This window comes from Prevotella sp. CAG:255 (genome assembly GCF_000431195.1).
In the GTDB taxonomy this organism is placed as follows: domain Bacteria; phylum Bacteroidota; class Bacteroidia; order Bacteroidales; family Bacteroidaceae; genus Prevotella; species Prevotella rara.
On record NZ_HF986819.1, the window covers coordinates 51721 to 58748 of the forward strand.

General features: G+C 52.1%; 4 protein-coding genes. 2 read left to right on the forward strand and 2 right to left on the reverse strand.

All coding sequences use genetic code 11. From position 1 onward, the window contains the following. Positions 1-236 precede the first annotated feature (236 nt). Both QVO66_RS08660 and QVO66_RS08665 read right to left on the reverse strand, forming a co-directional pair. Positions 237-749, reverse strand: a complete 513-nt coding sequence (locus QVO66_RS08660; RefSeq protein WP_288172760.1) for a sigma-70 family RNA polymerase sigma factor — start codon at positions 747-749, stop codon at positions 237-239. 105 nt (positions 750-854) lie between these two features. Next, the gene (locus QVO66_RS08665) at positions 855-3440 is read right to left on the reverse strand and encodes an outer membrane beta-barrel family protein (RefSeq protein ID WP_021855078.1); all 2586 of its coding nucleotides are present in this window, start codon (positions 3438-3440) and stop codon (positions 855-857) included. 681 nt (positions 3441-4121) lie between these two features. Here QVO66_RS08665 and QVO66_RS08670 point away from each other — a divergent pair. Then, positions 4122-5528, forward strand: a complete 1407-nt coding sequence (locus QVO66_RS08670; protein ID WP_288172761.1) for an MATE family efflux transporter — start codon at positions 4122-4124, stop codon at positions 5526-5528. 186 nt (positions 5529-5714) lie between these two features. After that, a partial coding sequence (locus QVO66_RS08675; RefSeq protein WP_288172762.1) for a carbohydrate binding domain-containing protein occupies positions 5715-7028 on the forward strand: 1314 nt, incomplete at its 3' end.

Genomic DNA, 7028 nt, shown 5'->3' on the forward strand with positions numbered 1-7028 from the left:
AAACCCCACACGGCCGCCCGCTGCCGCTGCTGAAATGAATATGCGACGCAGCCTCAAACGTGAGCCGCCGGCATCGCCATGACGCGCTTCAAACTGCCGCCATGCCTTCTGCGTCTCCTCATCGCCGGGCATATCTCCCAAAGCCTCGCCGAGCATCATCAGCAAACGCTCGTCTTCACCGCTGCCCTCGCCTGCCTTGCGGCTTGTCAAATCCATGTTTCTGACATCATTCTCTTTCATGATTCGTCTCCTTTCCCTACAGCCTCACGCAAAAGTTTCAAGGCCTTTGCAATATGTTTTTTCACGGTATCATAACTTATTCCAAGACGTTCGGCAGCCTGACGGCGTGTAAGATGCTCATAATAACATAGGCGCACTATCGAGCGTGCTGGCTCGCCTAACCCTTCAGCCACAGCCTCAACACGCGAAAGCAGCCGCTCGTGATCGCGATATTCGCTTTCGGCATCTGCCTTCGTGGCCTCAGCCAACTCTGCCGCCGCACAATTTTCGGTCTTTATGTGCTTCAGTCTGTTAATACAGGCGTTGCGCACGCACATATAGAGCCATGAGCCGCGGTCGGCAGGACGCAGCAAGTCGAAGCGCTCCCAGGCCTTCTCCATGACATCGGCCACCACATCGCGCCCCTCGTCGGCATCGCCCGTAAGCTGGACGGCAAACCTGACCAGCTTAGGATAATATTCGCAGAACATACGTCTGAAGTCGTCTTTCTTCTTATCTTTCAACAACATTTTTAAAATCAGTTGGCCGCCGTTCATCGCCTTGCACCATTGTGCCAGGAAGCACGGAGACATTTAACGGCCGCAAAGGTAAGCATTATTTTCAACAGACAGCCGCTACAGTCGCTGTTTCTCGCTCTCGCCGGCTCCCGTGCCTTTATACTTTGTCTTGGTGGCGTTGAACGTATAGTTTACGCTTATGCCTATGCGCTGCGTGTCTGACCATGTACGGCTGTCGTAGTATGTACGGTCACCATAACCAGTGAAACGGTCGCGCCCCGTATTGAATATGTCGTCGGCAGAAAGGGCCACGCGCAGCGATTTGTCCTTGAAGAATGTCTTTACCACACGCAGGCTCACCGTTCCATACTGCTGTTTTATGGTATAGCTCTGTTTGCCCCTCAGGCCCAGGCGTGCTTTCAGATTCAGAAGCCAGCCGTGGCTGAAGGTCAGACTGTTGTAGAAAACGAAGTCAAAGACAGGACGGTTCCACAGGTAAGGTATGCCAAGAGAGCGCGCGTCAGAGTCATACCAGTCTACCGAAGCCGACAGGCGGGGCTGCCATATTCCGATTTTCGGTGTCAGTTCAACAGACATTCCGTACATATTAGTATAAGGTATGCTTGCCATTGTCTGCAGCATTACACCCGGATGGCCGTTTTCATCATATGGCTTGAAGAACGAAGTATACATATTGAGTGCATAGTCGTACCATATCGAGAAATTAATCCATCTCCATCCGCCGTCGATTGTAAAGTAGTTATGTTTCTGTGGCACGAGGAGCGGATCGCCGTTACGGTACATATATTTGCTGACATAGCTTGTCGCGCTCGAGAGCATGCGGTAAAGAGGACTAAGTTTCAACAGACGGTAAGCCAGCGAAAAATTCCAGTCGCCATGGCTGTAGTCGACCGATGCCGACGGAATCAGGTCGTTGTACGTAGGGCTTTGCTCTGCCTTCAGCACGCCAGCCTCATAATACTTGGTCCGCTGATGCTCGTAGCGCAATCCGGCACGTGCCGTAAAACGCCCCAGACCGAGAGTATATTCGACAAATGCCGAATAAAACTGCTGTTGCAGATGGTCGTCGGCATCTGCCGAGAAGCCGCTCTGAGTGAAGCGGTCCTTGCGGTCGGTGAATGTCTCTTCCGTGCCAAACGCCACCTCGCCGCCAAGCAACGGGGCTGTTACCACCAGTTTGGCGGCATAGAGAGAATTACGCACATCATTATATGAGGTAGCGTCCACTTCGTCGTTGTTGGCAGCCACCTGCCAGCTGCGCGAGCATCCGCCCACATAGTCGGCATTGAAGTCTATGCTCCACTTGCCGAACGTGCCCGTATAGTATCCGTTGACCGAATGGTTCCAGCCGTTGTTCTCAGCCGTCTCCGACTCTGTCTCAATATTGTCATACTCGTCTCCGTCTCGCAACAATATGGTGTTGCCCGTTATATGTGAGTTACTGTTGGCAAGAGACTTGTCAGCCACATAGCGCACACCGAACGACTGGCGGCTGTCGGGTTCATAGTTGAAGCCTGCCTCACCCTTAAAGTTAGAATCGTTGCCGGTCTCAATATTGTCAGACATCATCGTCCATACTGACGACGTGTTCATCAGGCTTATAGTCTGGTTCTTTATGTAAGAACTGTTTTCCTTGAAGTTTCCCTTCACAAAGACGTCAAGACCGCCGGTGCGGTAGTTTAGCGAAAGGCCCTCGCGCCCTTTACCTTCATGACCTTGCGACCATTCGGCATAAGCCAGTCCGCTAAGTCCCTGTCCGCGCAGACGTATTGTCTTTAACCGTATCACCGCCCCTACATCCGACGAATAGCGCGCACCGGGATTCATTATTATTTCGGCCTGCTGAATCTCCGTGGCGCGCAGCTGTCCGAGTTCATTCGTGTCGCGCACCTTGCGCCCGTTGATGTAAATCTCTGCCCCGCCACGGCCTATCACGCTGAAATTGTCGCCGTCGCCTGTAACGAAAGGCAGACTGCCAATCATGTCGGCTGCCGAACCCATCATCGAGAGCGGCGTGCCCGCAACGTTGGCCACAATGGTGCTGCCCCTGCGCTCCACCATCGGGCGCGACGCCTTTACCTCTACACCTTTAAGCATCATGGCGTCGGCCTTTAGCGTTATGCTGTTTTCCTGACGGCATGGCACGGTTACAGTGGTGTAGCCTACAAAAGACACGCGGAGCAGACAGTCTTTCTGCGGCATTGAAGGCATGGCAAAAGTGCCGTCGGCTTCCGTAACACATCCAGAGATATACGACTTGTCGCCAGAAGCCAGCATAACCACGTTGGCATAAGCAAGGGGCGAGCCGTTTTGGTCGGTCACACGGCCGCGCACACTGACGCTGCGCTGGCGCGACTCGCTGTACTGCACCACGAAGTAAGCATTGCGCTCAACAAACGCAAAAGGCTTGCCGCCGAGCACTATGGCGAGCGCCTCCGCTTGTGTCTTGTTTGCCACCGTGGCCGTAACCCTGAAACGCTCCGTCTCTTTATATGTAAACAGAATGCTCTTTCCGCCGGCTTTCTCGAGCCGCTTTAATGCTGATGGCAGTGGCTCGTCAGCAAACTTCAGCGTAATAAGCCTCTTGTTATTTTCTCCGGCATAGCTTATGTTTAAGCAAAAAGCCATGAGGCACAGCAGCAACGGGAGTCTTATGTTTACAATAGTTTTATAAATAGCCATAATTCTTTGTCTTTATTTCTAATACAACCCAAGCACCGAAATGGGTATAGTATGTATGTCTTTTTATCAGTATTTAACATTTTAGGGCGTTTAGTGCATTTTCAAAAATGCCATATCTACCCTTCTTCCACTTTTATGACACATAAAAAGACATGAAGTAACCATAATCTAATCTGCCGAAAGACTGCATACGCAGCTGGATTTTGTAAATAAAACGGATTAATTCCGTTCACTTAACGCTCTCAGAACAGCGGTGCCGGACAAGGATTGGTCTTCAGACCGAAAAATTGCGTATTTTCAGGCATTTTAGTTAAGTTGTTGAATGACAAACATTTACAAAACTTTTGCAGCAAAAAGACAAAAGTTAAAAAACATTACTCGGCCATTTACGGGTCAAAAGTGGTGCATTTACGATGCAAAAGTGGGCTATTTGTAATGCAAAAAGCCTCAACTTTAAAGGCAAAACCATGCTTTTTAGGACCAAAAAGAGGACCAAACGTAAATGAAAGTTAATAAAGCGACAGTTTTAAGCAGCGCAAATTAACATCCTTTACACATCGGTTTTCTATTTCAGAAAAAACTTTTGTCCTGATCTTTTACCATGTCTTTAAATGCCATGAAAATGCCATTTATTCTTTTATCCAATCATGTCATACTTTAAATTTTATTGATTACCTTTGTATGAATGTTTTAAATCAACAGCTGAAAATGAACAACGGCGAAGACCTTACACGGGGAAAAATAACACCTACTCTGCTGCGCTTCACACTGCCGATGATGGCGGGGGCGATGATGCAGCAGTGCTACAACATTGCCGATACGCTCATTGTGGGGCGCTTCATCGGTGCTGAGGCGCTGGCGGCCGTCGGCTCGGCCTACACGCTTATGGTGTTTATCACGTCCGTGATGCTCGGCCTGTCGATGGGCAGCGGCACGGTGTTCTCGCTAAAGTTCGGCGAGGGCAACATGGCAGGTCTGAGGCAGAGCGTGGCGGCAAGCCTGCTGCTTACGGGCGGAATAACCGTTGTGCTGAATGCCGCGGCATATATCTGGATTGACGGCACGCTGCGCCTGCTGAGCGTTCCGGCTGATGTTTATCCGCTGATGCGCAGCTACCTTATGATAATATACGCCGGCATAGCGCTGTCGTTCGTCTACAACTTCTGCGCGTCGCTGCTGCGTTCTGTGGGCAACAGCCGCACTCCGCTGTGGGTGCTGGCAGCGTCAGTGGTACTCAACGTGGTGCTCGACCTCGTTCTCGTGCTCCTTTTCGGGCTCGGCATTGAGGGCGCTGCGTGGGCAACGCTCATATCTCAGGCTGCGGCTGCAATAGGCATAACGGCATATATACTGAAGACGCGCCCAGAACTGATTCCGCGCCGCAAGGACATGTCCGTAAGCCGGGCAACGCTCGGCGAGATAGCCACATTCTCGTCGCTGACTTGCGTACAGCAGTCGGTGATGAACTTCGGCATACTGATGGTGCAGGGCCTTGTAAACAGCTTCGGCATGGCTGTGATGGCGGCATTTGCGGCTGCCGTAAAAATCGACTCGTTTGCGTATATGCCTGTACAGGAGCTGGGCAACGCTTTCTCGACCTTCGTGGCGCAGAACTTCGGCGCATCCAAACGGGGACGCATACGCCGCGGAGTGAAGCAGGCTCTGCTGATGACGACTGTGTTCTCGCTGGTGGTGTCAGCGGCAGTCTTTGTGCTTGCCAAACCACTGATGATGATATTCGTGGACGGTTCGCAGCATGACATAATATCCATCGGCGTGAGATACCTGCGCATAGAGGGAGCCTTTTACGTTGGAATAGGCGTGCTGTTTCTGCTCTACGGCTACTATCGCGCCATTAGGATGCCGGGCATGTCTGTGGTGCTGACGGTGCTGTCGCTTGGTCTGCGCGTGGCGCTCGCCTATGCCCTGTCAGCCGTTCCGGGCATAGGAGTAGACGGCATATGGTGGTCGATACCTATAGGATGGGCTGTGGCTGATGCCGTAGGCATGCTCTACTACGGCAAGACGCTCAGGCGCATCTATGCCCGCAGGGGCAATGCCGCTCACGCCATGACTGTCAGGACTTAAAGCCTTCAGCCCTTAATGCCGGCCGAAACAGGGGTATGCCACTGCCGCAGACTACGCAAGAACAGAGGAACGGACAAGAAAAAGTGTAAATTCTGCACTTTTTACTTTGTTTTTTGCTACATATAAATATTTTTGACTACATTTGCAGCACTTTAAACTTAAACAATATAACATTATCTTTACAACATGAACTTAAGACTGATTGCAGGTGCTGCGGCACTTGCTGCGGCGCTGACCTCATCGTTTGCCCAGCCGCGCGTGATGGACGTCGACACGGGCAAAAACGGCGCCCCCATACAGAAGACAATGTATGGCATTTTCTTTGAGGACATCAACTATGGTGCCGACGGCGGCCTTTACGGCGAAATGCTGGTAAACCGCTCGTTCGAGTTCAAACAGAGCCTGACGGGATGGACAACCTTTGGCAACGTCAACGTGAAAGACGACGGCCCCTTTGAGCGCTGCCCTCACTACGTTGAGCTGGCATGGCCGGGACACGCCGACCGTCTGACCGGAATGCAGAATAGCGGCTACGGCGGAATAAGCCTAAAGCAGGGCGAAGACTACAGACTGACGCTGTGGGCAAAGGCAGCCGAGGGCGAAGGCGGCATAAAGGTGGAACTTATAGACCAGCTGACCGACAGCGAACCTCAGGCCTTCGTAACACAGGAACTGAAGATAACATCTGGAGAATGGAAAAAATATGAACTGATAATGAAGTCGCCCAAGAACGACACAGAAGCAAGCCTGCGCATCCTGCTCAACGGCAAGGCTCCGGTGTGTCTCGAGCACGTAAGCCTCTTCCCCGTAAAAACATTCAAAAACCGCAAGAACGGCATGAGGGCCGACCTGGCTCAGGCGTTGGCCGACATGCACCCGGGCGTGTTCCGCTTTCCGGGCGGATGCATCGTTGAGGGCGCCGACCTGCAGACACGCTATCAGTGGAAGAACACGATAGGCCCCGTAGAGAACCGCCCCGTGAACGAAAACCGCTGGCAGTATGCCATGAAGAGCCGCATCAGTCCCGACTACTATCAGAGCTACGGACTGGGCTTCTTCGAATATTTCCAACTGTCGGAAGACATTGGTGCCGAGCCGCTGCCTGTGCTCAACGTGGGCATGGCATGCCAGTTTCAGAACAAGGACGACAGCGCCAACGTGCCTATGAGCGAGCTGCAGCCATACATACAAGACTGCCTCGACCTCATTGAGTTTGCCAACGGCGACACCACCACTACATGGGGACGCAAGCGCGCCGAGATGGGGCATCCCGCACCCTTCAACCTTAAATATATAGCCGTGGGCAACGAGCAGTGGGAAGAGCCTTACTTCAAGCGTCTGCCGCCGTTCGTCAAGGCTATACGCGAGAAATATCCCGACATAAAGATTATAGGTACATGCGGACCGGCGCCCGAGGGTGAGATGTTTGAACACGGATGGAAGGCCATGAGAGAGATTGGTGTCGACCTCGTAGACGAACACTACTACAAATCGGAAGAG

Coding starts and splice junctions, on each gene's coding strand:
- QVO66_RS08660 (WP_288172760.1), bottom strand. CDS start 749: ATGTTGTTGAAAGATAAGAAGAAAGACGACTTCAGACGTATGTTCTGC.
- QVO66_RS08665 (WP_021855078.1), bottom strand. CDS start 3,440: ATGGCTATTTATAAAACTATTGTAAACATAAGACTCCCGTTGCTGCTG.
- QVO66_RS08670 (WP_288172761.1), top strand. CDS start 4,122: ATGAATGTTTTAAATCAACAGCTGAAAATGAACAACGGCGAAGACCTT.